This is a genomic window from Mucilaginibacter aureus, from assembly GCF_053514885.1.
Genome location: NZ_CP170601.1, coordinates 5,335,326 through 5,361,415, shown reverse-complemented (window position 1 = coordinate 5,361,415; position 26,090 = coordinate 5,335,326). Strand labels below are relative to the sequence as shown.

At 43.8% G+C, this 26,090-nt stretch carries 21 protein-coding genes; 9 read left to right on the top strand and 12 right to left on the bottom strand.

Annotated elements, in window-relative coordinates; genetic code table 11:
• Positions 1-3: 3 nt before the first annotated feature.
• Positions 4-375 carry a four helix bundle protein gene (locus tag ACFGVR_RS23135; RefSeq protein ID WP_448700065.1) on the bottom strand — a complete coding sequence of 124 codons (372 nt, stop codon included), beginning with the start codon at positions 373-375 and terminating at the stop codon, positions 4-6.
• Positions 376-549: 174 nt separating this feature from the next.
• Between ACFGVR_RS23135 and ispE the strand changes: the two genes are divergently transcribed.
• Entirely contained in the window at positions 550-1,353 is an 804-nt protein-coding gene (gene ispE / locus ACFGVR_RS23130) for a 4-(cytidine 5'-diphospho)-2-C-methyl-D-erythritol kinase (protein WP_448700063.1), read from the top strand.
• A 79-nt stretch (positions 1,354-1,432) separates the two neighbouring features.
• Here ispE and ACFGVR_RS23125 read toward each other — a convergent pair whose 3' ends face one another.
• The 5 genes from ACFGVR_RS23125 to tgt form a co-directional block, all read right to left on the bottom strand.
• Positions 1,433-2,314, bottom strand: a complete 882-nt coding sequence (locus tag ACFGVR_RS23125; protein ID WP_448700061.1) for an NAD(P)-dependent oxidoreductase — start codon at positions 2,312-2,314, stop codon at positions 1,433-1,435.
• Between the two features lie 171 nt (positions 2,315-2,485).
• Positions 2,486-2,764, bottom strand: coding sequence for a LapA family protein (locus ACFGVR_RS23120; protein ID WP_448700059.1), 279 nt, complete (start codon positions 2,762-2,764; stop codon positions 2,486-2,488).
• 806 nt (positions 2,765-3,570) lie between these two features.
• On the bottom strand, positions 3,571-4,473 hold the full coding sequence (locus tag ACFGVR_RS23115; protein ID WP_448700058.1) for a DMT family transporter: 903 nt from the start codon (positions 4,471-4,473) through the stop codon (positions 3,571-3,573).
• A complete protein-coding gene (locus ACFGVR_RS23110; protein ID WP_448700057.1) occupies positions 4,473-5,564 on the bottom strand; it encodes an LptF/LptG family permease in 1,092 nt (363 codons plus the stop codon). Before ACFGVR_RS23110 ends, ACFGVR_RS23115 begins: the two co-directional genes overlap by 1 nt.
• A 4-nt stretch (positions 5,565-5,568) precedes the next feature.
• A complete protein-coding gene (tgt, locus tag ACFGVR_RS23105; protein WP_448700056.1) occupies positions 5,569-6,699 on the bottom strand; it encodes a tRNA guanosine(34) transglycosylase Tgt in 1,131 nt (376 codons plus the stop codon).
• Positions 6,700-6,816: 117 nt separating this feature from the next.
• Between tgt and ACFGVR_RS23100 the strand changes: the two genes are divergently transcribed.
• The 3 genes from ACFGVR_RS23100 to rsmG are packed head-to-tail and all read left to right on the top strand — an operon-like array spanning position 6,817 to position 9,159.
• Positions 6,817-7,935, top strand: coding sequence for a glycosyltransferase (locus ACFGVR_RS23100; RefSeq protein ID WP_448700055.1), 1,119 nt, complete (start codon positions 6,817-6,819; stop codon positions 7,933-7,935).
• Positions 7,926-8,531, top strand: a complete 606-nt coding sequence (locus ACFGVR_RS23095; RefSeq protein WP_448700054.1) for an RNA polymerase sigma factor — start codon at positions 7,926-7,928, stop codon at positions 8,529-8,531. The genes ACFGVR_RS23100 and ACFGVR_RS23095 overlap by 10 nt, the downstream gene beginning before the upstream one ends.
• On the top strand, positions 8,521-9,159 hold the full coding sequence (gene rsmG / locus ACFGVR_RS23090) for a 16S rRNA (guanine(527)-N(7))-methyltransferase RsmG (protein ID WP_448700053.1): 639 nt from the start codon (positions 8,521-8,523) through the stop codon (positions 9,157-9,159). The genes ACFGVR_RS23095 and rsmG overlap by 11 nt, the downstream gene beginning before the upstream one ends.
• A 3-nt stretch (positions 9,160-9,162) precedes the next feature.
• Here rsmG and ACFGVR_RS23085 read toward each other — a convergent pair whose 3' ends face one another.
• Both ACFGVR_RS23085 and ACFGVR_RS23080 read right to left on the bottom strand, forming a co-directional pair.
• Positions 9,163-11,340 carry a TonB family protein gene (locus ACFGVR_RS23085; protein WP_448700052.1) on the bottom strand — a complete coding sequence of 726 codons (2,178 nt, stop codon included), beginning with the start codon at positions 11,338-11,340 and terminating at the stop codon, positions 9,163-9,165.
• The gene (locus ACFGVR_RS23080) at positions 11,337-11,717 is read right to left on the bottom strand and encodes a BlaI/MecI/CopY family transcriptional regulator (protein ID WP_448700051.1); all 381 of its coding nucleotides are present in this window, start codon (positions 11,715-11,717) and stop codon (positions 11,337-11,339) included. Before ACFGVR_RS23080 ends, ACFGVR_RS23085 begins: the two co-directional genes overlap by 4 nt.
• Positions 11,718-12,022: 305 nt before the next feature.
• Between ACFGVR_RS23080 and dprA the strand changes: the two genes are divergently transcribed.
• A complete protein-coding gene (gene dprA / locus ACFGVR_RS23075) occupies positions 12,023-13,126 on the top strand; it encodes a DNA-processing protein DprA (RefSeq protein WP_448700050.1) in 1,104 nt (367 codons plus the stop codon).
• Between the two features lie 93 nt (positions 13,127-13,219).
• On the opposite strand, the gene ACFGVR_RS23070 is transcribed toward dprA, so the two are convergent.
• On the bottom strand, positions 13,220-15,058 hold the full coding sequence (locus tag ACFGVR_RS23070; protein WP_448700049.1) for a UbiD family decarboxylase: 1,839 nt from the start codon (positions 15,056-15,058) through the stop codon (positions 13,220-13,222).
• Between the two features lie 105 nt (positions 15,059-15,163).
• Here ACFGVR_RS23070 and ACFGVR_RS23065 point away from each other — a divergent pair, with 105 nt between their 5' ends.
• Positions 15,164-16,405, top strand: a complete 1,242-nt coding sequence (locus ACFGVR_RS23065; RefSeq protein ID WP_448700048.1) for a cation:proton antiporter — start codon at positions 15,164-15,166, stop codon at positions 16,403-16,405.
• Positions 16,406-16,570: 165 nt separating this feature from the next.
• On the opposite strand, the gene ACFGVR_RS23060 is transcribed toward ACFGVR_RS23065, so the two are convergent.
• Both ACFGVR_RS23060 and ACFGVR_RS23055 read right to left on the bottom strand, forming a co-directional pair.
• The gene (locus tag ACFGVR_RS23060) at positions 16,571-17,263 is read right to left on the bottom strand and encodes a sterol desaturase family protein (RefSeq protein WP_448700047.1); all 693 of its coding nucleotides are present in this window, start codon (positions 17,261-17,263) and stop codon (positions 16,571-16,573) included.
• 18 nt (positions 17,264-17,281) lie between these two features.
• Positions 17,282-18,463, bottom strand: coding sequence for an AIR synthase related protein (locus tag ACFGVR_RS23055; RefSeq protein ID WP_448700046.1), 1,182 nt, complete (start codon positions 18,461-18,463; stop codon positions 17,282-17,284).
• 155 nt (positions 18,464-18,618) lie between these two features.
• Between ACFGVR_RS23055 and ACFGVR_RS23050 the strand changes: the two genes are divergently transcribed.
• The gene (locus ACFGVR_RS23050) at positions 18,619-20,415 is read left to right on the top strand and encodes a chloride channel protein (RefSeq protein WP_448700045.1); all 1,797 of its coding nucleotides are present in this window, start codon (positions 18,619-18,621) and stop codon (positions 20,413-20,415) included.
• A gap of 117 nt (positions 20,416-20,532) precedes the next feature.
• Here the strand turns inward: ACFGVR_RS23050 and ACFGVR_RS23045 are convergent, their stop codons facing one another.
• A complete protein-coding gene (locus ACFGVR_RS23045; protein WP_448700044.1) occupies positions 20,533-22,719 on the bottom strand; it encodes a glutamine synthetase III family protein in 2,187 nt (728 codons plus the stop codon).
• 361 nt (positions 22,720-23,080) lie between these two features.
• Here ACFGVR_RS23045 and ACFGVR_RS23040 point away from each other — a divergent pair, with 361 nt between their 5' ends.
• Entirely contained in the window at positions 23,081-24,724 is a 1,644-nt protein-coding gene (locus ACFGVR_RS23040) for an ammonium transporter (protein WP_448700043.1), read from the top strand.
• Between the two features lie 250 nt (positions 24,725-24,974).
• Positions 24,975-26,060 carry a porin gene (locus ACFGVR_RS23035; protein ID WP_448700042.1) on the top strand — a complete coding sequence of 362 codons (1,086 nt, stop codon included), beginning with the start codon at positions 24,975-24,977 and terminating at the stop codon, positions 26,058-26,060.
• Positions 26,061-26,090 lie beyond the last annotated feature (30 nt).

Genomic DNA, 26,090 nt, shown 5'->3' with positions numbered 1-26,090 from the left:
GGGCTATTCTTTGCTACTGCCGCCGATAAATTTTATGTAAGCATTAAGTTTTATATGAATTATTTCAAGTTGATTCAGCAGGTCAGTTGCCTTTTCTTCCGAAATTAAATTTCTGTTTTTTGATTTCTTTAGCCAGCCCTTGGTTTCTATGATCGAACCTCTGCTAAAGTAACAGAAGTTTTTGTTTTCCTTGTAATGGAACCTGCCATATCCTTCGGCAATATTTGCACTGATAGAATCAGCTGAACGAGCCATTTGTTTGCCCACAGTATCTTTGAAAAAGTAGTCCCAGGTTATCACAATATTCCAAACCTCATCAGAAAAAGATTCAGCTAACTGGTAAACTTCTAAATCTTCTAACCGATGATGACTCATTTTTATAAATAAATTGTAAAAAGCTATAAAAAACTAAGACAGATGCCAGTGAACAAGATGCTAAGACTAATGAACCAATGGCTAATGAACTAATGAACCAAAACACAAAGAAAAATAATCTAATTTTGGTATCCTACGGATGTGCATAAAAACCCGCCGTGTTAATCATTATTCATGATCAATTTTCCAATCGCCAAGATCAATATCGGTTTAAATATCACCGCCCGCCGCCCCGATGGCTACCATAACCTCGAAACTATTTTTTACCCTATCAAAATTAACGATGTGCTCGAAGTGATCGAAAGCGATGAACTCAGCTTCGAATCATCCGGATTGGGCATCCCGGGCAGGGTAGAGGATAACCTGTGCGTCAAAGCGTATCACCTGATGAAACAAGATCACGATCTGCCGCCGATAAAAATTCATCTGCACAAACATATCCCTATAGGCGCGGGCCTGGGCGGAGGTTCAGCCGATGCCGGGTATTTTATCCGCCTGCTCAATCAAAAGTTCGGATTGGATCTAAGTGCCGATACCATGATGGCCTATGCCCGGCAGCTTGGCGCCGATTGCGCTTTTTTTATTGAAAGCAAGCCTGTGTTCGCTTTTGACAAGGGTGATCGGTTTGAACCGTTAAATTTAGACTTATCCCAATACCACCTGGCACTGGTAATGCCCCCGGCACACGTATCAACAGCCGAAGCCTACCGCGGCGTAAAACCTGCGCCGGTAACCCGGTCGCTAAAAGATTTGGTTGCACTACCGGTAAATGAATGGCGTAATCACATCAAAAATGATTTTGAAGAACATATCTTTATCAATCACCCGCAGATCCGCGGCGTAAAAGCCGACCTGTACCAGGCCGGTGCCCTATACGCCAGCATGAGCGGCAGCGGAGCCTCCGTTTTCGGGATATTTGACCATAAACCCGATCTGAAATCTTTGGAAGCCGGGAATCAGGTGTTCTACGAAATATAAATGTGGTGAAAGGATAAAGGCAAAAGCTAAAAGGCTTCTAAAAACCTTTCACCTTTTGCCCTTCCACCTTTTGCCTTTCTCACAACCCCGCATCATCCGTCACCCCCCTGCCAAACGCCTCAACCCAGTCCCTGTCGCCGCGGCCTTTGGCTACGGCTGTTAATAAGCGGTTGTGAGCGAGTGTTGCCAGCGGCATAGGTGTTCGGCTTGCCTGCGATAGGTTAAGCGCAAGGCGGGCGTCTTTATAGCCTAATTTGGCTTTAAAGCCTACAGGCTCATAAGTTTTGTTGGCAATGAGCTTGCCGTAGTTTTGATAAATAGGCGCGTTAAATAAAGTCGACCCGAAAAAGTTGGCTACGGCTACACGGTCAAGCCCGTTCTTTTCGGCAAGGGTAAACGCTTCGGCCATTAGCTCTAGCGAAGCGATGATCATAAAGTTGCCGGTAATTTTTAAAACATTGGCATTGCCTACGACCTCACCAAAATCAGTTACGCTTTGGCCAAGCGCTTCCAGTATCGGGCGGGCAGCTTCCTTAGCTTTCAAATCGCCGGATGTGCACACAAATAATTTTTTCGCAGCCGCTGCCTCGGGCCTGCCGAATACCGGGCAGGCAATGTAAATGCTGCCGGCCTGTTCATGCAATTTGGCAAGCTCTGCCGATGTCTCCGGCGAGATGGTGCTCATCGAAATATGTACGCCTCCTTTGGGTAAAGTTTTCAGCAAACCATCGTCGCCCGCGGTGGCTTCTTTCAGTATCTCATCTTCGGATAGCATCGTCACCACGAAGGGTACATCAGTCGCTGCCTCGGCCGGGGTTTTACATTTGGTGATGGCCGCCTGATCCAACTCGCCGGCTTTGCTGATGGTACGGTTATAAACCTGTAAATGGTACCCGGCTTTGATGAGGTTTTGAGCCATCGGCGTACCCATATTTCCCAATCCTATAAATCCTATTTTCATGGTGATGTTTTTTATTATTTGGGCGATGCCCGATGTTGAAATATTGTAATGTTTTAAAGTTAGAATGTTCTTGTCCGGAAGCAAAAACTTCTTGCTGCAACCAGCACTTTTTATCTTCCGGACTTTTCCGACTTCCCGTCTTTCTAACTGCTGCTGCAAGTGTCGCTGCTACTAATTAATATAGTCCCTGTCCTCATCACTTAGTGTATCAGGTGCTTTTCCGGTGGGGTTGTCAAACGATGGGTGTGAGTCGTCAAACCGTACCTTCGTTGGTCTGCCTATCATGATGCCGATCACCAGGCTGATCACGGCAACCACGGCCATCATCACCAGCCCCGAAATTGATGCCTGCCAAAACAGGATATCGAATGTTACCTGTCGCGTGTTTTGCATAATGATGATCGTTAACAAAATGGTGACGATGATGATGAAAATGGTTTTGATACGCATGGCTTTTTTTGATTAAACTCTTTAACGAATATCCAATTTTTTAAAAGCTTATCAAAACCTCATTTGCCGGAAAAAATAGCAGTCAGCAATTCTGCTCCCCGTGCCTGAATTCAGGTCCCGTCGTGATGTCAGTTTCTGGCCGGGCGGCCGCACTGCTTTGCGGTGAATTTTGCGGTCATCTTTATGGCGTCAATTTTGATGATAAAAATTGGTGAAGAAAAAATCACTCAAAAAACGCGCGGATTTTTTCCGGGCAAAAAAGGGGAGTGTTGCCCCTCCAGAATTTAAGATCAGCCTTCGCCATTTCAATACACTAACTACCTGCTTTTCGCTCAAAAAAGTTTTTGTTTATTTTGTATGATGTAAATAGCTGAAAATCATTAAGTAAAATGTGTTTTTCAACTACTTTGTCAATGGGTTATATTTTTTGCTAAAATGTTTAGTTTTTGATTTTTGATAAAACCTCGTTTTATTTAACATTTTACTTTCGTTTATATTAATAAATATCTGATTATTAACTATAAATATAATATACATAAATTGACTGTTTTCCCTATTTTGGGTGAAATATCTATAGGTTTATACGATAGAACAACAGTTTTTACCCGATGTAATCTTTACTGCAAAATACACTTAGAAAAATTAGATTTTTGCGCCTGTTAAACTATCGGGATGATAGTTAGGTGTTTGTATTCTGGGTTGATTTTGAAGGGCTTAAATCGCCTTAAAATGCGTGGCCCGTATACAGAAAATCCTATCCCCTACCCGGCGAGGTATTCCTGGCGATAGAAAAATGAAAGAAAAACTCAGGCTTTTTTACGCTTGGCTACGCGTGTTTGCACCACCGGGTACAGAAAGATAGTTGACAAAATGATCACCGCGCCAACCCAAAAACCGGCCGGTAATTTCTCCTGATCGGGGAAGAAAAAAAAAGATAAAACGATGCCGTAAACCGGCTCGAGGTTGGTAATAAGTGCCACCTTAAAGGCCGAAAATTCTTTCATCACGGCAACACCAGCAACGTAGGCAAGCGAGGTACAGATGGTGCCCAGGATAAGCAGGTACCCAATGTCGGCCGGGATGAGCTTCATATCGCCGTTAAAGCCACCGGTAAAAAGCAGGAAAAGTGAGATCCAAAACAGGGCTCCGCTTAGCTCGTAAAAAGCAATAACAGGTGCCTCAATGTTCTTCACCTGTTTTGAATTAATGATAGCAAACAGGCTCGCAAAAGCTGCACTTATCAAACCGAAAGTGATACCCATAGTGTAACGGGTTTCAAATTTGTAGATGGTTAAAATACCCAGAATGATCAGCCCGCCGGCCATGATCTCGAGCTTGGATATTTTCTTTTTTTTGAGCAGCGGCTCAAACACGGCAGTGAATAAAGTGAGCGATGAGAGGCATACCAAAGCCACCGAAACGGTAGAAGATTTGATGGATTGAAAGAACAATATCCAGTGCCCGCCAACCAGCGCGCCGGTAAAAAACAGCTTCAAAAAAGTAGCGCGGTTTACCTTAAACTCAACCCTGCTAAACTTAAAATACATAAACAAAGCCACCAGCGCAATGAGTACCCGGTACCATACCAGGTACACCGCATGCACCTGTATCAGCTTGCCCAAAATGCTGGTAAAGCCCCATATAAAAACCGTAAAATGGAGTATCAGTAGGTTCTTGTTCAGGCCGGTTTTGGTGTTGGTTCCGGTCATTACTTAGGTGCTTTACGTAACAGGTAATAGCCCAGCAACCCGAATGTAAGGTTGGGTATAAATACCGCGATGATGGGTGGCAACCCGCCCTTTACCGAAAAAACAAAGGCGAATTGCTCTACAATAATATAGGCAAAACACAAAAAGAAACCTATCCCTAACGATAAACCAACCCCGCCCCGTACCTTGCGCGACGACAGCGCCACGCCTATTAACGTAAGCACATACGAGGCCAGGGGGAATACAAAACGCTTGTATTTTTCAAAAAGCATGTTGTTTACAACGCCAGTGCCGCGTATGGTTTCTTTCTTGATGTTATTGTTTAATTCGGCTGTAGACATGGCCGTGTAGATGTTATCGTGCAGCACAAAATCTGCAGGGTGCATGTCCAAAACGGTATCTTTGGTGGTTCCCTGCCATATCATTTTCTCCTTAAGACCGTTTACATACCTGATGGCGTAATCGTGCATCGTCCACTTGTTTTTAACCGAATCGTACACAATACTGTTAGCGGTCAGTTTCTCTTTCAGCTCATCGCCGTCAAACTTCTCCAGTACAAACTGGTTGCCTGTATGGTTGTTGGCATCAAAGGTTTGCATGTATACAAACGTTTGCTTGTCAAGCTGTATATGCACATCGCTTTTGGTAGGGTCTTCAAGCACAATGTACTTATTCTCGAAGGTGGTTTTTAGCTTGTTGGTGTACGGAATAAGGTAAATATCGGTAAAAAACGATACCGTGAATATCAGCGAAGCACAAATAAAATACGGCCTTAAAAAGCGGTTAAAGCTGGCGCCGCCGCTCAAAAAAGGCACAATCTCGGTTTGATTGGCCATTTTAGCCGTAAAAAATATTACCGCCAAAAAGTTGATCAATGGCGACAGCATATCGATGTAGAACGGGATACAGCCGGCGTAATATTGAAAGATGATATCGTTTAAAGTAACGTTGTTCTTTAAAAAATTATCCAGCTTTTCCGATATATCAAACACCACGATCACCACCACAAAAATGGCTATGGTAAACACAAACGTACCCAGGTACTTGCGGATAATATAACGATCGTAAGTTTTTACAAACCTGTTAAACATGTGGTTATAAGCGTTGAGCCAGTGTTTTTACCATTTTATTTTTCCACTCGTAAAATTCGCCGGTTATGATCTTTTCGCGGGCTTGTTTTACCAGCCACAGGTAAAAATGCAGGTTGTGCAGCGTAGCTATCTGCGCGCCAAGCATTTCGCCCGAGTGGATGAGATGACGAAGATAGGCTTTTGAATAGCATGTATCGGCATACAGATTGCTTTCGGCGTCAATGGCCGAAAAATCGTCCTTCCATTTCTCGTTTTTGATGTTAATGATGCCATTACGGGTAAACAGCATGCCGTTACGGCCATTGCGGGTAGGCATTACACAATCAAACATATCAATACCCAAAGCAATGTTTTCCAAAATGTTAACCGGCGTACCCACACCCATTAAATAACGGGGTTTATCGGTTGGCAGTATATCGCAAACAACTTCGGTCATGGCATACATTTCTTCGGCGGGCTCACCAACAGACAGGCCGCCGATGGCATTGCCTTCGCGCCCAAAAGAGGCAATAGTTTCGGCCGATTTAACGCGTAGATCCTTATAAACCGAACCCTGTACAATAGGGAAGAGGGTTTGGCTGTAGCCGTATTTAGGTTCGGTACTGTCAAAACGGTCGCAGCAGCGTTTCAGCCAGCGGTGCGTCATATCCAGCGAACGGCGTGCATAGCCATAATCGCAGGGGTAGGGCGTACACTCGTCAAAAGCCATAATAATATCAGCGCCTATGGTGCGCTGTATATCCATCACACCTTCGGGCGTAAACAAATGTTTCGAGCCATCAATATGCGAGCGGAAGGTAACACCTTCTTCCTTTATTTTGCGCACTTCGGTTAAACTGTATACCTGGTAACCGCCGCTGTCGGTTAAAATGGGTTTATCCCAACCGTTAAATTTATGTAACCCGCCTGCTTTTTCAAGCGTATACAAACCTGGCCTTAAATATAAATGGTAGGTGTTCCCCAGGATGATCTGAGCATTAATATCGTCTTTTAGCTCACGCTGATGTACCGCCTTTACCGTTCCGGCTGTGCCAACGGGCATAAATATCGGCGTTTGTATCGTTCCGTGATCCGTAGTTATTTCGCCCGCACGGGCCTTTGAAAACGGATCGGTAGTTGTTAATTTAAATTTCATTTAAGTTGCAAAAATAGAAAATAATGCCCTTATTTAGTTGTGGAATTATTTTATCAATAAAACTGATATTTCGCTGGTTTTTAAGAAATTTGCACCATATAAAATTTGTCGCCCATTTTGGAAGTCTACGTACCATTATTACTTTTTATTGTTTTCCTGTTCTGTTTTATTGCCCAGTTATATTTTCTTATTGTAAATCATAACCGGTTAGCGGCATATATCCCCGGCGACGATCTTCCGCAAGGCCATGCACCGGTTTCTGTTATTATTTCGGCACGTAACGAGTACCAAAATTTAAAAGAAAACCTGCCTGTTATTTTGGCGCAGCAGCATCCCGATTTTGAGGTTGTGGTAGTGAATGATTGTTCTTTTGATGAAAGCGAGATCATTTTGCAGGAATACGAAAAGCAATATCCAAATCTTAAAGTGGTAACCATAACCGAGCATGCCCGTTTTAAAACCGGTAAAAAATTCGCTTTAACATTAGGTATCAAGGCAGCAAAAAACGAAAATTTATTGTTTACCGATGCCGATTGCCAGCCGGCGTCGCCGTATTGGATAAGCCGCATGACGGGCAATTTAACCGCCGATACCCATATTGTGCTGGGTTATTCGCCCTATAAAAAAGGCCCCGGGTTTTTAAACCTGTTTATTAGGTTCGAAACATTAAAAACCGCCATCAATTATTTATCGGCAGCTTTGGGTGGCGATGCCTATATGGGCATTGGGCGTAATTTAAGCTATACCAAAACACTTTTTTTTAAAAATAAGGGCTTTGCTTCGCACATGCACGTCATGTCGGGCGACGACGACCTTTTTGTAAATCAGAATGCTACCAGCGAAAATACCGCTATCGAGATACACCCCGACGCGCATATGTGGAGTGATGCCAAAAATAAGTTTGGCGCATATTATCGTCAAAAAAGGCGCCACATGGGTGTAGGTAAACTATATCAAAACAAACATCGCAGGTTTTTAAGCCTGGATGCTTTAAGCGGTTTTTTATTTTATGTGCTGCTTATTGTATGTATCGTACTCAATTTTGTGCCCTGGGTAGCATTGGGCTTGTTTGTTTTTAGGCTGGCATTTCAGTTTTGGATATACAGCCGCTCATTTAAAAAGCTGCGCTGTGCCGATGTGGTATGGTATCTGCCGATTTTAGATGTATTTTACTACTTTTATTTAAACATATTTGGGTTAATAGGTACCTTTACTAAAACCAGGCAATGGAAGTAAACGCTAATTTTTCTGATAACGCTAAAAACGATTTTAAGTTGGTTAGCCGGGCCCGTGAAGGCGACCAGAAAGCCTATGCCGACCTGATGCACCGTTATAAAGATTCCATCTACTTTATGGCGCTTAAAATGGTGAATAATAAAGAGGATGCAATGGATCTAACCGTTGAAACCTTTGCCAAGGCCTTCGAAAAACTGGATAAATATCAGCCCGAGTTTGCATTCAGTACCTGGCTCTTCAGGGTAGGCACCAATAACTGTATCGACTTTATCCGGAAAAAAAAGCTCAATACAACTTCCATAAGCGGTATGGTTGACGATGATGGCGATGAGCGCCCGCTGCAGATCAAATCTGACACGCTGAACCCCGAAGAGGCTTCGATGAAAAAGGAGCAATCGCAAACACTAAAGGTATTAATTGACAGCTTACCGCAGCGTTACCGCAACCTTATTGTTTTACGCTACTTTGATGAACTATCGTACGAAGAGATTGCCGAGCAGCTTGACCTGCCACTGGGTACTGTAAAGGCCCAACTATTCAGAGCGCGTTACCTGTTGGGTAACATTGTAAACGTGAATAAGCGCGATGAGATCTGATATCATAACCCGATACTTTCCACAACTAACACCTCAGCAGCAAAGCCAGTACGAACAGCTGTTCGACTTGTATACGTTTTGGAACGAGCAGATCAATGTGGTATCCCGTAAGGATATCGACCTGCTTTTTGAACGCCACGTGCTGCACTCGCTGGGTATAGCCAAAGTAATGCAATTTTTGCCTGGCGAACATGTGCTGGATGTAGGCACCGGCGGCGGTTTCCCCGGTATCCCGCTGGCTATTATGTTCCCCGAAACCTCGTTCCATTTGGTTGATTCCATCGGCAAAAAAATAAAAGTAGTGCAAGGAGTTGCCAGTGGCCTGGGATTGCAAAACGTAAAAGCATCACACGCCCGTGCCGAACAGATCAACGAGAAGTTTGATTTTGTGGTATCGCGCGCGGTAACACAGTTAAAAGACTTTTATCCCTGGGTGTATAACAAGTTTAACAGGGCTTGTAAAAACACCATGCCAAACGGCATACTATATCTTAAAGGTGGCGATCTGAAACAGGAAATTGCCGAATCTGGCTTAAAGACCCGGCAATTCCATTTAAAAGATTACTTCGACGAAGAGTTTTTTGAAACCAAACAGGTGGTTTATGTAAACCGCAGTTTACAGGTTTAACTTTTAATTATTGGGGTGATAAGTACCCATCGAAATGTTGATTTTTCCTTCATCAAATTGTCCCTGGATAGTAAAACTGCACGATACAGCATAAGTACCCGCATCAAGGTCTGTCGGCTTTTGGTATGATTTGAGTGCATCCACCACAATATTATCCATATCTGCATTTTGATTTTTCAATATGGCTACCGATTGTATTAAATGTTTGTCATCGATGGTAAAAGTAACAACCGCATGCCCCGATATTCCGTTTTGTTTAGCAACCACCGGATAATATAACTTAGTTTTTAGATAGCCTTTCATTTGGTTAAATCTTGTTGACGTTTCACCACCCAGCGAAAAATTAATTGGCAAGGTAAACTGCACACGTACCGGTTGCCCGTCTTGTTTACCCGGGGTCCATTTTGGCGATAGTTTCAGCACCCTCACAGATTCATCACCGGTACCACTGCCCGGTTCTCGAATTACCTTGATATCGCTCAGGTCACCATCTTTTTCAACCACAAATTGTACATACACCTTACCTTGTATTTTGCCTTCTTTGGCTTCCAGCGGGTAACGGATGTTTTTTTGCAGAAATTTAGTAAGCCCGGCTTCACCACCCGGAAATTCGGGTTGTATTTCTACTGCAGTATAAACCGCGTTGGGGCTTTTGTCGGGTGCAGGCGGCGGCGGTGCAAGCTTTTCGCCTGATTTTGCCGCCGGCGGTGGTGGCGGCGGTCCGAGCTTCTGTGCAGGTGGCGGCGGTGGTGCAAGTTTGTCGCCTGATTTTGCCCCCGGTGGTGGTGGCGGCGGTGCAAGCTTCTGGCCAGCCTTGGCAGGTGGCGGCGGTGGAGGCAACTCATCGGCCAACGAAAAATTAATAGGCAGGGTAAACTGTACACGTACCGGTTTGCCGTTCTGTTTTCCGGGTTTCCATTTTGGCGATAGCTTCATTACCCGTACCGACTCTTTGCTCATAGCATCTGATGGTGAACGCAATACCTTAAAACTGCTTAACCCTCCATTAGGTTCAACAATAAATTGTATGTATACTTTCCCCTGTACGTGGTTTTGCTTATCTGTGGCAGGGTAATGAATGTTTTTTTGAAGAAACTTACCCAAGCCTGTCTCGCCTCCCGGAAACTCCGGCTGTATCTCAACCGCTGTATAAACAGGGGCACCTGGCTTGGTTTGCATATGGAGTATTTGGGTGTTCCTTTGCGATCCGTTATCCTCAATTAATACGGCATCCCCATGCCCGTTGGTTGAGATATTGTTAGCGGATAGGTCCGCCATTTTGTTAGGCGCGATAACCAGGGCATAAGTTTTAGTAGTAAATGCCAGGGTTGATACGCATAGCAACCCGAATATTAAGGGTAAAGCCAACAGGTACTTCAGCCTGGCCGCCTTACCGGATTTTTTTTGATATAACATGGTAATTCTTCTTTTTAACAGGTTTTTATTGAAAAATGAATTGGTTAATGAGTTTTGGGTAATGCCATATGCGTTGCTGATCAAAAAATCGGTATAACTGTCGTTATTGTTCTCCAGGTTTGCTGTTTCTTCGTCGGCTATAAATTCATGCACTTCTTTAATGCTGGCTATGATCAAATAAACTATCGGGTTAAACCAGTTGATGATCTTTACAATTTCGAGGTAAATAATGTCCCACGAGTGTTTTTGGCGAATGTGAACCTGTTCGTGGTATAATATAGTTTGCGACGAAGCCAACCTGTCATCGATAAACAAATTGTTAAAAAACGAAAAAGCTACACTACCCCGGTGCATCTCAATAACCTTATAACTGGCGTTTTTTGTTACCGAACCTTTACGCGCCAGGGCGATCAATAGGTATATGCGTATACCCAGGTTGATTAATAAAACAATGGCTACACCTGCATAAACAAATAGTAAATAATCGTTTAGCGTATATTTTGGCGCTGTTGCGGTAACTGTATCCGGCAGTACATGCATTGCATAGCTGGCAGGTTCACCAATACTAATATGCTGTTGTAAAACCTCAACAGGTTTTAATATGCCCAATTGCAAAAAGGGGATAATAAACGCCAGTAAAGTGCTTAGCAATAAATAAGCGCGGTTTAACTGGTATAAAGTTTCGCTCCGCAAAAAAAGCAAATACAACGCGTAAAAGGCAGCCATGTACAGGTTGGCTTCTACCAGGTAGTGCATCCAGTTCATTTTTTTTGGTTTTTAAGTTTATCGGCCAGGTTGGTTAGTTCTTCCAGTTCGTTAATGCTCAGGTTTTTTTCTTTAACCAGGAACGATACCAGGCTCGAGTACGAGTTGCTGAAGTAATTGTTCATTACCTTATCAAAGGCAAAGTTTTTGTAAACCTCTTCGCTGATGAGCGGAAAATAAACGTACGAATTACCGTAAGCCTTATGGTCAATAAAACCTTTACCTTCCAGCACCCTGATCACGGTTGATACCGTATTATACGCCGGCTTGGGTTCCGGCATTAAGTCAATTACATCTTTAACAATGGCTTCTTTAAGCTGCCACAGTATGCGCATTACCTGCTCTTCGGCTTTGGTGAGTTCTTTAAGTTGCTCCATGTGTAACTATTTTTATAGTTTGGTTACATAAAGCTACTACTATAAAAGTAGTTTGCAAACTATTTTTATAGTTTAATTAAAAATAAAATGTAAGGTGTTGAAAATGAGATTATTTATTAATAAGATAAATTTCTCTGCGTTAGGGATAGTAGCGGATACCGGCCTTGTGGCTAAGGCCTGCAGGCGTATGAGCGGATAGCCCGGCCCGCAGGGTAACGCCCAAATTACTCTGCCTTACCGATAATTATATAATATCAATCATTAAATATTGACCTGTTAAATAAAATCAATATTTTAGTCAGTCTATGTCAACACTCCACCAGATCGCCTTAGTACAAACCAAATACGTAGGCGATCATTTAGCAAAAGTTTTAGTAAGTTATTGCGGCAGCGCCGAAGCTGTTTTTGAAACCCCGGCGAAAAAGCTGGCGCAGATACCCGGAGTGGGCCAGAAAACGATAGAGCAGATCTTATTGAAAGCCGAATTTAAAAAAGCGGAAGAGGAGCTGCGCTTTATTGAAAAAAACAACATCAAAGTATTGTTTTACACGGATGAGGCATTCCCGAAAAGGTTAAGGAACTGTGATGATTCGCCTGCTTTGCTTTATTATAAAGGTACTGCAGATCTAAACCCTACGCGTGTAATCAGCATTGTAGGCACACGCAATATTACAGATTACGGCAGGCAGCTTTGCCACAACTTAATTGAGGATTTAAAGGCTTATGATGTTGTAGTGATAAGCGGCCTGGCGCATGGTGTTGATGTAGCTGCACACCGCGAATGCGTACAGCAGGGCATACCCACCATTGGTGTTTTTGGCCACGGATTGGACAGGATCTATCCGGCAGTAAACAGAGCTGTTGCCGAAAAGATGCTGAACAACGGCGGCTGGCTAACAGATTTTCCTTCGGGCACCGTCCCCGACAGGGAAAACTTCCCGAAAAGGAACAGGATAGTGGCCGGCATAAGTGATGCCACCATTGTTGTTGAAGCAAGCATTAAAGGCGGGGCATTAATTACCGCCGAAATTGCCAACAGCTATAACCGCGATGTTTTTGCCTATCCCGGAAGGATAAATGACGAGTTTTCGGAAGGGTGTAATTTCCTCATCCGCAATAATAAAGCCGCTTTATTAACCTCGGGCGCCGATCTGGCCTATATTTTAGGTTGGGAAAAAACCGATAACACCAAACCGGCAAAACCACAACTAACCCTGCCTATCGATCTGCCCGCAGCCGAAAGGCTGATATTTGAAACCATACAACAAAATGCCGGTGCATTGGGTATTGATGATCTCACCATCCGCACCAACTTACCTTTAAGCCAGCTGGCCATGAACCTGCTCAACCTCGAGATGATGGGTTACATCCGCTCGCTTCCGGGTAAAACATATAGCCTGAATTATTAATTATTTCGGATGTCGGATGTTCGATTTCGGATTTACCTATTTTGATTTAAGATTTATAAATCCGAAATAAAGCAGAATCTCACATCTCAATACTCAAATCTTACCGTACAGCGACCCGCCTTTTTCGCCCAGTTTATCAACCCGTTTTTCAACAGCAGGGTCTTTAATCAACGGTGGCGCATGGTGCGGTTTAATACGGGCATCAATAATGAGCGGCCCGCGGCAGCCCCAGTGCTTATGCTCGGTAAAGGCGTTAATGCCATGTATATCATGGCTCGGGTTACTACGTGTAAAAGTTACCCAAACAAAATTATTGATGGTTTCGGCAGTAAAACCGGCGTCATCGCATAATATCAGCAATGGCAAACTATCCAGCTCTTCATTTTTAAGATGCCCGTTCAAAATGGCAATCTCTTTTTCCGTTTCGCTTCCGCTGATGTATTTCGGCGCTTCAATAGCTAAAATACCCGGCATTACCATTTTAAAGTTATCAAATGGTCGCGGTAAGCTAAAGCCCGAAGGTAGCTCTTTCCATAATTCGCGCTTAACCGCTCCCGCCACTGCCACAGCCACTTTACTCCCCGAGTTTAGGTCGGTACCACTGTAATCTAAGGTATCAATGGTGGTTTTAGTATAAAAATGCAGGTCGCGGGTTAGGTCGATACGCTGCAAAATATGCTGCATAAATTGCGGTATGTTGTGTGCGTCAAGCCCCGGATCATCCTCTTTAGCACAAATAAACAGGTACTTGGCCAGGCTAAGCTGGTTACTGCCTAAAATATGATTGGCCAGGGTAAGTATTTCCTGTGGTTTGCGTTCATTTAAATAAGGTGTATAACGCTCACTACCAATAGCGAACAATAACGGGTGTACGCCCGCAGCATCAACAGCATGTACCTCATGTAAACCGGGTATTTCTTTCGGTATGGCTGTCCCCGATATTTCATGGATCAAGGCACCAAAACTGGTGTCTTCCTGCGGTGGCCGGCCCACAACGGTAAAGCTCCACACGGGGTTTTTACGGTGATAAACCCGGCTTACCTTCATCAGCGGGAAGGGGTGCGTTAAACTATAATACCCCAGATGATCGCCAAACGGCCCTTCGGGTTTATTTTGCTGCGGCATTACGGTACCGGTTATCACAAAATCGGCATCGGCCGAAATGCAGAAACCCTCATCATCATAATAATAACGGAAACGGCGGTTACCCAGCGCACCGGCAAAGGTCATTTCGGATAATCCCTCGGGCAGAGGCATCACAGCAGCTAATGGGTGCGATGGCGGCCCGCCTACAAATATGCTCACTTTTAACGGTTGCCCTTTGGCATTGGCCTTACTTTGATGGATGCCTATGCCCCGGTGCAACTGGTAATGCAGCCCGATCTCTTCATTTTGGATATAATCGTTACCCCCCAATTGTATGCGGTACATGCCCAGGTTGGCATTCATAATACCGGGCTTGTCCATATCTTCGGTGTAAACCTGTGGCATGGTTACAAACGGACCGCCATCCATGGGCCAGTTCACTATCTGCGGCAGTTCGGCTATTGTTGTTCTGCCAAAGTTGATGGGCGCATTTTTACTCACCTTCATCGGCAATGCCGATAGTGCGGTTAAGCCTACGCCGGCATATTGAAACGGACGTTTTAATGCTTTAAGCGGATCGTTCTTCAGCTCAACCAGGGTTTTGATCTTATCCAGCGTATCGCGAAACATAAATTTCGAGCGATCAATCGTGCCAAATAAATTTGATACCGCCGGGAATTTACTCCCTTTTACATTCTCGAAATACAAAGCCGGGCCCCCATGCTCAAATACGCGAAGGTGAATAGCCGCCATTTCGAGGTATGGATCAACCTCCTCGGTTATCCGGATCAGGTGACCATGTTTTTCAAGATCGGTAATGCATTCGCGTAAACTTTGATAACCCATTGGCAGTACTGGTAATAACAGCCCGAAGTTAACTTAATTAAGGTTTATAGCCAATTGCTTTAATTATTATGAATAAACGGTGATATTTTAGTAATTTGAACCACCATGAACATCAGCGAGATCTTAACTATTACTCTTGTACTTACCGCGGTGTTCGCTTACATCAATCACCGGTTTATCAAATGGCCGCCAACTATCGGCATCATGATCCTGTCGTTAAGCTGTTCGATAGTTTTTGCCGGAGCCGGAAAATTCTTCCCGTTACTGTCGGATAAAGCTATGCAACTGGCAAACTCTATCGATTTTAGAGATGTGCTGATGAATTTTATGCTCAGTTTTTTGCTCTTTGCCGGATCGATACATATCGACGCTGCCAAGCTGAAAAAAGAGCGCTGGCCGGTAATGATCCTGTCAACACTGGGCATACTCATTTCAACTACCCTGGTTGGGGGTATGGTTTGGGGCCTGTTTCAATTGTTTCATTTACCTGTTCCGTTAATTTATTGTTTGCTTTTTGGTGCACTGATATCGCCAACCGACCCGATTGCCGTTTTGGCCATTTTAAAAGAAGCCAAGATACCCTCATCGCTCGAGATTAAGATCTCGGGCGAATCGCTGTTTAACGACGGAGTAGCGGTAGTGGTATTTGTAACCTTGCTCAATGCGGCCCATGCCGGTATTTCGGCTGTTGACTTTTGGGGTGTGGGCAAACTTTTTTTACAGGAGGCAGTAGGCGGTTTGCTTTTCGGTGCCGCATTGGGCTACGCCGGTTATTATGCTTTACGCTCGATAGATGATTATAAAGTTGAAGTTTTGGTTACCATCGCCATTGTAATGGGCGGTTATTTTGTTGCCGATAACCTGCATGTATCCGGCCCTTTGGCTATGGTGGTTGCCGGCCTTATAACAGGCAATAAGGTAAAAGACGAAGTATTGTCCGACACGAGCCGCGATTACCTGGGTAAGTTTTGGGAACTGATAGACGAGATTTTGAATGCCATCTTGTTTTTGCTTGTCGGACTGGAAATGCTCATCATCAAGATCAATGTTACCGTATTATTGATCGGGTTTATAGCCATCGTTATAGTTTTGCTTGCGCGATGGGTTTCGGTATATTTCCCTATACTGCTGCTGCGCTATAAACTCAATTTTGAAAAACACGCCGTTGCTATACTCACCTGGGGCGGCTTGCGAGGTGGTTTATCTGTTGCACTTGCCTTATCATTAAGTCCCGAAATGCACCGCGATGAGTTTGTGCTCATTACCTATATTATCGTGGTATTCTCCATATTGGTACAGGGTTTAAGTATCGGCGGGTTTACCAGAAGGTTGTTGAAGAGAGGGTAAGTCAATATTTGCGTTAGCGGTAGCAGCGGATACCGGCCTGTGGCTAATGCCGGTGCAGTATAAGCGGATGACGCGACCCGCAGGGGAACGCCTAAATAGGAAAAAAATCTTAACGCGAAAAGACGGAAATTTATGCTACGCGAAATAACAGGTCAACATCATTGCTTAACTTTCCGAATAAGTACCCAACATCCGGTCCCAAATGCTGGTATAAAAACCATAGTTACGATCGGTGTGCTTGTGGTGATTGTGATGGAAGCGTGCAGTGCCCAGGTATTTTAATAACCGAATTTTCGGTGACGGAGCTTTTGAGCTGCCGAGGTGCCCGATCATTCCGAAAATAACATTGATCACCAGATAAATGACGATAGCATATATGTTAAAGGAGTAGCAAAATAGAACGGTTAGCCACAGCCCGCCGAATGCGAAAGTTTCTACCGGATGTAGAATGAACAGGTCTATAGGTGTTGGGTCGACAGATAAATGATGAAAATAGTGCACCGATTTATACACGAACGAATGATGTATGAAATAATGAAAAATAAACATTAACAGGTCCATCGCAAAGAACAACAGCAAAGTATCGGGTACTATCATTGCCGAAAAAGATGTGTTGATGTTAATATAGCCATTTGCCCATAGCCGGAAACCCCAATAAGTAATAATGGTATTAATAATATTGGTAATGATGCAAATAAACCACTGCTTTTTAGTAATGGGATGTGTTGGTGTGCCCTGACTTTTTAAGATGACACGACCGATGGCAAGCGTTAAGATAGTTATGGTTGTATTCTCCAAAAGGAAAATGATCCACAGTAGATAAGCCGGACATTTTAACAGGTAGGTAAGCAGGCTCACATCATTTTATAATTGCAATCAATTATACACAAAATCGCCAAATTCGGAGTTAATGGTCACCTGCTTTTGCTGTGCAGCCTCAACGCGGCCAATGATCTGCGCCGGAATATTGAAGCTTTCGGATATTTTGATCAGGTCGGCAGCTATGGCCTGGGGTACGTAAAGCTCCATGCGGTGCCCCATGTTAAATACCTTGTACATTTCCTGCCAGCTGGTGCCGCTTTCTTGCTGTATCAGTTTAAACAGCGGTGGCACCGGGAACAATCTGTTTTTAATAACATGCAGGTTATCAATAAAGTGCAGTACTTTGGTTTGCGCACCGCCGCTGCAATGTACCATGCCATGGATCTGGCTGCGGTAGCTATCCAGCATTTTTTTAATTACCGGTGCATAGGTGCGGGTTGGCGATAGTACCAGTTTACCTGCAGTTATGGTTTCGTCGTTATCCAGGTCAACCAGGCTGGTTAACTTATTCGAACCCGAAAATACCAGGTTTTCCGGTACGGCCGGATCATAACTTTCGGGGTATTTAGTGGCAATTGTTTTATCAAAAACATCATGGCGGGCAGAGGTTAATCCGTTTGAGCCCATACCGCCGTTGTACTCGTGCTCGTAAGTAGCCTGGCCGTATGATGCCAATCCCACAATTACGTCGCCGGCTTTAATGTTGTGGTTTGATATTACGTCGGCACGTTTCATGCGGCAGGTAACCGTACTATCTACAATAATGGTACGTACCAGGTCGCCAACGTCGGCAGTTTCGCCGCCGGTTGAGTAAATGCCAATGCCCTGGCTGCGCAGTTCTTCTAAAATTTCTTCAGTACCATTAATAATAGCAGCGATCACTTCGCCGGTTATCAGGTTTTTATTACGACCAATGGTTGATGATAAAATGATACCGTCGGTAGCGCCCACGCAAAGTAGGTCGTCCAGGTTCATGATGATGGCATCCTGGGCAATGCCCCTCCAAACCGAAATATCACCTGTTTCCTTCCAGTAAGTATACGCCAGTGATGATTTGGTACCCGCGCCGTCGGCATGCATAATGTTGCAATACTCAGGGTCGTTACCCAAAATATCCGGCACTATTTTACAAAACGCTTTCGGAAAAATTCCCTTATCTATTTTTTGGATGGCTGCGTGTACATCGTCTTTCGAGGCCGAAACACCCCGCTGATCGTATCTTTGCGAAGAAAACATGCGCAAATTTACCTAAATTTTCGCTATCCGATAAACCTACCGATTAAAATTCGGCGGCTTTTATACACATTAAGGCCTTTATTAACTATGTAAATAGGCGGAGGAGCCGGTTTTTGGTTTCAAAATCCCTAAATTGCGAGCCATCGCTCCATCCTATGTTTAGATCAACGTTTACGGCCATTTTTAATGCCGGTAATAACTGGCGCATCAGGCGCAACGGTCAACGCAACTTTTTGCTGTATGCCAGCGCTGTTGTTGGCCTGTTTGCAGGCTTAGCTGCAGTTTTATTAAAATACCTGGTACACTTAATGGAAGATGTGAGTCACAACATGGCATCGCACCTGTTTCATATCCTCTATATATTTCTGCCCGCTGTGGGTATCTTACTTACCGTAATTTACCAGCACCTCATTAATCGCGATAAGATAGAAAAAGGCATCGGCAGCGTATTGTTCAATATCAAACGTAATAAATCAAATATTGCGTTCAATAACATCTACTCACAATTAATTACCAGTTCGCTTACGGTGGGTTTTGGTGGCGCAGCCGGTTTGGAGGCACCAATTATTTGCATGGGGGCGGCCATAGGATCAAACAATGGCAAGTTTTTCAGGTTGAGCCCGTTCGAAAAAACGGTTTTGCTGGCTTCGGGCGCGGCGGCGGGCATAGCAGCGGTATTTAACAGCCCGATAGCCGGAGTGCTTTTCGCGATAGAGATATTGATCGGCGAGATCAGCATACCCACTTTTATACCTTTATTAATAGCGTCGGCCACCGGGGTAGTAGTGGCTAAGGTGTTGTACTCGCAGCAGTTGTTTCACCTGGTTACCGAAGGCTGGGTAATGAACGCTCTGCCTTTTTATGTGCTGCTTGGTTTAATGAGCGGTTTGGTGTCGGTGTATATCGTAAAATTTGGCGGTAGCCTTGAAAAAGGCATTCTTAAAAAACAAAACCGGTATATAAGAGCCATTATTGGCGGTTTAATGCTCGGATTGATCATTTTAGCTTTTCCACCATTGCTGGGCGAGGGCTACCATTATATACAACAGGTTTTAAACGGTAATGTTGATGCTTTAAAAGAGCAGTCGCTTTTCCCCGACTGGCTGTCGCACCCTACAGCCATGATCGCTTTTATAGCGGGACTGGTATTGTTAAAAATTATAGCGACGGGCATTACTTTAGGCTCGGGCGGCAATGGGGGTACCTTTGCCCCAAGCATGTTTACCGGCGCGTTTTTAGGTTTGTTTGTGGCGTTTACGGTAAACCAAACCGGTTTAATGCATTTAAACACCAGTAATTTTATTGCTGTAGGTATGGCCGGGGCAATAAGCGGCGTGTTGCATGCGCCGCTCACCGCCATATTTTTGATAGCCGAAATTACAGGCGGCTATGTTTTATTCATTCCGCTGATGATCGTTTCGGCTATATCTTATATGATATCGATGGCTTACAACCCGCACAATATGTACTGGCACCATCTGGTTGCCGAAAAGGATATCCACCCCGGTGCCGATCACACCATGCTTAATGCCATTAGCTTAAGTAGCGTAATGAATAAGGACTATACACCCCTTAAACTTACTATGCCGCTTACCGATTTCTTTAAGCTAATGGCAACCAGTACCGCCAATATCTTCCCGGTACTAAATACAGCCGGTGAGTTGGAAGGTGTTGTTATACTTGATGATGTACGCCAGTATATGTTTGACGACGAGCGGAATAAAAACCTCACTATTGCCGATGTGATGATCATTCCACCTGTGATAATTAATATTACCGACCCTGTAACCAAAGTGATGAACTTATTTGATGTGTACGATGTATGGTACTTGCCCGTTGTTGCTGATGGACAATTTAAAGGCTTTGTATCCAAATCGCGCCTGTTTGTGCGTTACCGCGAAGTAATGGTGCAGCAACATCGGGATTCGGATATATTTGGGGTGAAGGAATAAAATGGTGAGTGGTTATTAAGTTAATTGTTATTAAGTTATAGGGTTAGCAATAAAATAAAAAATGGCTATCAGGAATATACCCCAATAACCATTAACTCAATAACAAATAACTTTCTGTTACTTAATAAACAGCAACTCCCTGAATTTCGGCAGTGGCCACATCGAATCTTCTATCAATAACTCCAGTTTATCAACGTGGTAGCGAATAGGGTCGAAATAGCTTTTTACCTTTTCATCATACGCAATTGATTTTTCGCGTACATCATCAATGGCGTTTGCTTTTTTACGCTCGGCAACCATTTCGTCCACATTGTTTTTAATAAAGGCAACGTGTGTCGATATGCGTTTGATCAGATCAAGCTGCGGTGCAAAAGTATCTTCGGCCATGCCTATATCTTTTAGGCCTTTTACGTTGTCAATCAGTTTTGACTGATAAGTTAACGCCGTTGGAATAATCACATTGGTTACCAGTTCACCAATTAAACGGGCTTCTATCTGAAGCTTCTTATAAAAGGCATCCAGTAATATCTCATGCCTTGCCTGCGATTCGCGGCGACTGTATACACCGGTTTCTTCAAAAAGGTCTTCAACTTTTTCGGTCAGCAATACATCCAGGGCCTTTGGTGTGGTTTTAATGTTTGATAAACCGCGTGCTTCGGCTTCTTTTTCCCACTCATCGCTGTAGCCATTACCCTCAAAACGGATAGATTTCGACTCCTTGATATACTTTTTGATCACCGTTAACAAAGCGATATCCTTTTTCTCGCCTTTTTTGATCAGTTTATCAACCTCAATTTTAAACTTGCGCAGCTGGTGGGCCACAATCAGGTTAAGCGTGGTCATCGGGCTTGATGAATTGGCCGATGAACCTACAGCGCGCAATTCAAACTTATTCCCTGTAAAGGCAAAGGGCGAAGTGCGGTTACGGTCGGTATTATCGCGTAAAATCTGTGGGATTTTTGGTATGCCCTGCCATAACATGGCATCATCTTTTATTTTTTTGCTGATGCGCGATGTTTCTATCTCGTCCAAAACCTCGGTCAACTGGCTTCCCAAAAATATAGATATGATTGCAGGCGGCGCTTCGTTGGCGCCCAAACGGTGGTCGTTACTTACTGATGCGATTGAGGCACGCAGCAGATCGGCATACTCATGCACCGCTTTAATGGTATTCACAAAAAAAGTTAAAAACATCAGGTTGTTTTTAGGCGTTTTGCCCGGCGACAACAGGTTTTTACCCGTATTGGTGATCATGCTCCAGTTATTGTGCTTACCCGAGCCGTTAATACCGGCATAAGGTTTTTCGTGCAGCAATACTTTAAAGTTATGGCGTTTGGCAACTTTATCCATCACATCCATCAGTAACTGGTTGTGATCGATAGCCAGATTGATCTCTTCGTATATAGGTGCGCACTCAAACTGCGATGGCGCAACCTCGTTATGGCGTGTTTTTAATGGAATACCTAATTTTAAAGCTTCGGTTTCCATATCCAGCATGTAAGCATATACGCGCTCGGGTATCGAACCAAAATAGTGATCTTCTAACTGTTGGCCTTTTGCCGATTCGTGCCCGAATAAAGTACGGCCGGTCAGGAACAGGTCCGGACGTGCATTAAATAAGGCCAGGTCCACCAAAAAATACTCCTGCTCAATACCTAAGCTGGCGTTTACTTTTTCAATGCCTTTATCAAAGTAATGGCAAACATCCACAGCTGCTTTATCCAAAGCGGTTAACGCCTTTAATAAAGGAGCCTTATAATCTAATGCTTCGCCGGTGTATGATACGAATACGGTTGGGATACATAAAGTTTTACCGCTATTGCTTTCTATAATAAAGGCAGGCGACGATGGGTCCCAGGCGGTATAACCACGTGCCTCAAAAGTATTGCGGATGCCGCCGCTCGGAAAGCTCGATGCATCAGGTTCCTGTTGAGCCAGGGCATCGCCCGAAAAACGCTCGATAGCCGAACCATCTGGTCCCGGTTCAAAAAAGGCATCATGCTTTTCGGCGGTGGTTCCGGTTAACGGCTGGAACCAGTGTGTATAATGTGTGGCGCCTTTACCCATTGCCCAGGCTTTCATAGCCGAGGCAACCTGTTCGGCCATATCGCGGGGTATAGGTTCGCCAATTTCGATGGCGCTTACAATACTTTGGTATGCTTCTTTGGATAAATAGTCCATCATTTTCTTTTTATCGAAAACATTTGAAGCAAAAAAATCAGAAATTTTGGTTCCGGGAACTTTTACCTCTGGAATTGTACGTGTAAGTACAGCTTGTAAAGCCTGAAATCGGATGTTTGACATTTTTTTAGGTTAACTGGTGAGTATTATACCTCAAAAATAGAAAACTCTGCATAATGTATGCATTTTTTAAGCCGAAAATATAAAAAATGCAGTTCTGATAACTTTTGACCAAAAATTTCAATTTTTTTTAATTTTTTTCATGTATTCTCTTGTTTTTTTAAAATATTACTCATAATTTCATCAAATCATTCAAATAATCACATGAATCTTGGATAAATACTAGAAAAAACGATAAAAAATGAATAAAAAATCTATAAATTCTATCAATTTTGTTCTTTTATTAAAAATATGTGATAAAAATTTTACAAAAAACAATCAAAAAGCGTAACTCACTTATCAATCAAACTAAATAAACAAACAAATGAACGTAACAACTATGAAAAGTAGGCTGCCTTTCTTTAAAGGCAGCGGGGAAGGAAAGCCCGCGGGTAAATGGTCGTCCATTACTCCGGAGCAATGGAAGTTTGGTATCACCATGTTTTCTGGTAAAATTTTAGGTTTATTGCTGGTACTCGCAGCAATGATCACCTTGCCAGGCATGTTAAACACAAAGGCACACGCTGCCGAGGTTTACACCGCTCACGAAACTACCATGATGAACACTGTTAACACAGTATGGACATTGGTAGCAGCGTTTTTGGTTTTTGGTATGCAGGCAGGTTTCGTAATGCTCGAAGCCGGTTTTGCCCGCACCAAAGAAACAGTTAACGTATTAATGGAGTGTATTTTTGACACCTGCCTTTGCGGTATCCTGTTCTGGGCTGTAGGTTATGCCTTTATGTTCGGTTGGGGTAATGGCTTTATAGGCTGGCATGGCGATCCTGCCGGAAAGATCAGCGGCGCATGGTTCTTCCTGTCAAACATTCCGGACACTTATGCTGCTACAGGTATCCCGATCCTGGCACATTGGATATTCCAATACGCTTTCGCTGATACCTGCTCTACTATCGTATCAGGCGCGATGATTGGCCGTACAAGCTTCCGTGGCGATATCCTTTACTCAATCGGTATCACCGGCTTTATCTATCCAATTATTGGCCACTGGGCATGGGGACCTGACGGTTTCCTGGCGCTGATGGGCAGCAAAGGTGGTTTCTTCGAATCATTAGGTACTGGTTTCCGCGATTTCGCCGGATCAACCGTAGTACACACCATAGGTGGTATCGCTTCATTGGCTGGTGCAATTGTATTGGGCCCTCGTTTCGGCCGTATTTTTGCCCGCGATGATAAAGAAAAAGGTGGTATGCCGCCTGCTCATAACTTAACAATAGCTGCTGTTGGTGGTTTCTTGTTATGGTTTGGCTGGTATGGCTTTAACCCTGGTTCTACCTTATCAGCAATGGACGGACAAGGCATTGGCCGTATTGCAGCTAACACTACACTTGCAGCTTGCGGTGGCGGTATGGTTGCTATGTTTATTGCATTATGGTTTGGCCCAACCAAAGGTAAATTTGACTTAGGTTATACTATCAACGGCTTTTTAGCAGGTTTGGTTGCTATTACCTGCCCTTGCTACTGGGTAAGCCCTGGTGGTGCTATCCTTTTAGGTGGCGTTGCCGGTTTATTAACTTATGTAGGTATGAACCTGATCGAGTGGTTCCGCATTGACGATCCGGTTGGTGCTGTAACCGTACACGGTATAAACGGTATATGGGGTACCTTATCATTGGGTTTATTTGCCTGCGGTCAATATGGCGCAACAGGCCCAACAGGTGCCGATAACTCTGCACCGGTAGCCGGTTTGTTTTATGGCGGTGGTTTCCAGGTGTTGGAAGCACAGGCAATAGGTAGTTTCCTGATCACATCAGCAACCTTTATTGTGTGTTTGGTAATGATGTTCATCATTATGAAATTGCCTCACCCATGGAGCTTACGTGTACCTGTTGAAGCAGAAATAGGCCCTGGTGGTTTGGATGCATTTGAACACGGTACCGGCGCATATCCTGATGTGGATATTGCCGACATTGATCTGGCTAAAATGGCCGCGCCTGAACTGGCTAAATAAATAAACTATAACAGCGCTGATGCCAAAGCATTGGCGCTGTTGTTTTAACCCTGATAACAACTATCATATTGATAGCGCATATCGATATGATAAGTTTATAATCCAACTGGCATTTATTTAGAAAAATATATGTAATTGAAGCATAGTCAATTATGTATCTGGATAAATATTGGCATAAAAAACGTTTCAACTGACCTTAAAACAATTTTTAAAATTTAATCAAATCACTCAATTCAACTAAACAGAAATCATGAAACAAAAACTATTACTCATTTGTGCTCTTGCCGTAACCGGACTTGCCGCGAAGGCGCAGGACTCGATTAAGGTTACCTCTGATGCTCCGTTGGTGATAACCGGGTCTGTTGACGCGTATTATAAATACGACTTTGCCGGAAAAAAAACCGCTAACATTCCCACAAGCTTTAACAACGAAGCAAACTCCATCTCTATCGGTATGATAGATCTTGGCGTTAAAAAGAAAGTTGGCAAAGCAGCATTTGTTGGTGAGCTTTCATTTGGCCCGCGCGGCCAGTCTCAGTCTCTTCCTAACGCAGCCGGCGTATATGACGAAACTACCAATAGCTACCACATCCAAAACCTGTATGTAAGCTATGATCTTACCGATAAATTGAACGTTACCGGTGGTTATATGGCAACATTTATTGGTTACGAAGTTATTGCGCCTACCGGCAACTTTAACTATTCAACATCATACCTGTTCACCAACGGCCCGTTCCAAAATGCAGGTGTTAAGTTAACTTATGCTTTTAGCGATAAAGTAAGCTTAATGGCCGGTATCTTTAACGATTCGTGGAATACTTATCAATCAACCGGTGATGTATCAACCTTTGGTGCCCAATTAATGGTTGTACCGGTTAAAAACTGGACGGCTTATCTTAACTTTATCACGGGCTATTACTCGGGTACTGAGTTTGATGTAACTACCAACTATCAAATTACCGATGCCTTTAAATTAGGCTTAAACTTTGCTACTTTCTCACAACCAAGCTTAGAAAGATCACCAGCTTTTGGTAATGGTGGCTTTACCGGTGTAGCATTATACCCTCAGCTTGCAGTATCTAAAGCAGTAACTTTAGGTTTAAGAGGCGAGTATTTTTCTGCTAAAAAAGGTACTACCGGCGGTACTTATACCGGCGTAGCTCCGGGCGAGTCGGTAACTGCTTTAACTGTTACTGCTGCCGTTAAATCGGGTCCGTTAACTTTTATTCCTGAGTTCAGGGTTGATAACGGTTCGAAAAACATGTTCCTGAACAGCAGTGGCAATCCAACACAAGCTGCTCAGCAAATTGGCCTGGCTGCCGTTTATGCTTTCTAAACAAAATTTATTCTAAATTAGAAGCCGCCC